Origin of the sequence: Streptomyces alkaliphilus (assembly GCF_014141535.1) — a bacterium.
Lineage (GTDB): Bacteria > Actinomycetota > Actinomycetes > Streptomycetales > Streptomycetaceae > Streptomyces > Streptomyces alkaliphilus.
Genome location: NZ_VKHT01000946.1, coordinates 1 through 1,922, shown reverse-complemented (window position 1 = coordinate 1,922; position 1,922 = coordinate 1). Strand labels below are relative to the sequence as shown.

At 73.1% G+C, this 1,922-nt stretch carries 2 protein-coding genes; both read left to right on the top strand.

All coding sequences use genetic code 11. From position 1 onward, the window contains the following. Positions 1–165: 165 nt before the first annotated feature. Positions 166–918 carry a MerR family transcriptional regulator gene (locus FNQ90_RS21365; protein WP_182607847.1) on the top strand — a complete coding sequence of 251 codons (753 nt, stop codon included), beginning with the start codon at positions 166–168 and terminating at the stop codon, positions 916–918. Further along, positions 918–1,766: a hypothetical protein gene (locus tag FNQ90_RS21360; protein ID WP_182607846.1), complete on the top strand. Its 849-nt coding sequence runs from the start codon at positions 918–920 to the stop codon at positions 1,764–1,766. The genes FNQ90_RS21365 and FNQ90_RS21360 overlap by 1 nt, the downstream gene beginning before the upstream one ends. Positions 1,767–1,922: the final 156 nt, after the last annotated feature.

Genomic DNA, 1,922 nt, shown 5'->3' with positions numbered 1-1,922 from the left:
CCTCGGCCCGGTGGAGAGTCCCACACTCCCTGAGAACCACCCGGCACGTCCCCCGCGTCGCCCCCTTCGAGCGGGTCACCCCATCACACTGCGGACTGGGATGAACCCGACGGCGCAGCCGAGAGCGCTTGACCTTGTCGTGGCGTCAGGGTTTTCACTGGGCGCATGAGGATCGGCGAGATCGCGGCACTGGTCGGGGTGTCCACCCGGACCGTGCGCCACTACCACCGGATGGGGCTGCTCCCGGAGCCCCCGCGCCGGGGCAACGGATACCGGGAGTACCGCCTGCGGGACGCCGTGACCCTCGCCCGGGTGCGACGGCTGGCGGAGTTGGGCCTGTCCCTGGAGGAGGTCCGGAACACCCTGGCCGCCGACCGGGGCCGCGACCTGCGGGAGGTGCTGAGCGAGTTGGACGCGGACCTGGCCCGGCAGCAGGCGGAGATCGCCGCCCGACGGCGCCGACTCGCCGCTCTGTTGGCGGAAGCCGACCCGCATCCCGACTCCGTGGTCTCCCCCGAGATGGCCTCGGTGCTGCGCGGGTTGCCGACCGGGGCGTCCGGAACGGCCGCGCTGGACCGCGAGATGTTGGCCCTGATGGACACCGGTCTCGGCGACGCGGAGCGGGCCGCGCTCGCGGAGCTCTTCCGACCACTCACGGAATCCGGTGCGCCCGCCGGGGCCCGGGACATCTACAAGATGTTGGACGACCTCGCCGACGCCGAGCCCGACGACCCCCGGGTCGCGGTGGTGGTCGACCGAATCGCCGACTACCTGCCGAAGGAGATGGTCTCGGCGATGCTCCGGCACCTCCACTCGGCAGGAGACCGGAACTGGTGGGAGGAGCTGTCCCACGAGCTGGCTCCCGCCCAGGTTGAGACGTTCCGGCGGCTGGTGACCGTGCTGCGGGAGCGGCGGTGATGCTCCGCGCGGCGCGGGCCGCGCTGGGTCTGGTGATCCCCGGCGAGCTGCTGATGGTGATCCTGCTCGCCTCCGGGGTGAGCGTCCCGCCGCCGGTGCCGGCGGTCTCCGGGACGCTCGTGGCCTGTGTGATCGCGCTGGAGACGGTGGTCGTCGCGCGCCTGTTCCGTGCCGCGCGCCGGGAGGGGGCAGGCCGCAGGAGAGCGGTGCGCCTGACGTACGAGCGGCTGGTGCCGATCACCGTGCGGAGGTTGTTGGGGTTCGAGGCGGCCGGCATGGCGGCCCTCACCCTGTGGATCGCGCGACGCCGGCACGGCGTTCCGGCCGGCGCCCGCGCCCTGCCCTACGCCGGGGCCCAGACGTTCACGATGGGCGTCTTCGTCTCCGCCATGGTCGTGGAGTTGGTGGGGCTGGAGCTCCTGCTGCGGGCGCTCGACGCACCGACGGCCCTGCGCGTCACGGTTCTGGTGATCGATGCCTACGGGGTCCTGATCGCGTTCGCCGTCATGGCGGCCTGCGCCACCCGCCCGCACGTGGTGACGGCGACCGAGGTGCGGGTGCGGTACGGGGCCTTCTTCGACCTGCGGATACCACGCGAGCGGGTCACGGCCGTGCGGCGCGTGTCCCGCTTCGACGAGAAGGGTCTGATCGGCGTGGACGGGGACCGGTTGGCGGTGGCGGTCTCCTCGCAGACCAACATCGTCCTGGAACTGGACCGGCCGATCACCGCCACGCGTCCGCTGGGCAGGACCGTCGAGGTGGGCACGGTCCGCTTCTTCGCGGACGACCCCGCCGCCGTACTCGACGCCCTGCGCACCCGTCCCGAGCCGGTGGCCGAGGCCGCGTAAGAGGTCGGGCCCGGCAGGGCTCAGGCCGGTGAGTGCTCCGGTACCGGGACGATCGCCAGTTCCGCCCACACCGTCTTGCCGGAGCCCCGGCGGATCACCCCGCAGCCGACCGCCACCGCCGCCACCAGCACCAGCCCCCGGCCGCTCTCCTCCCAC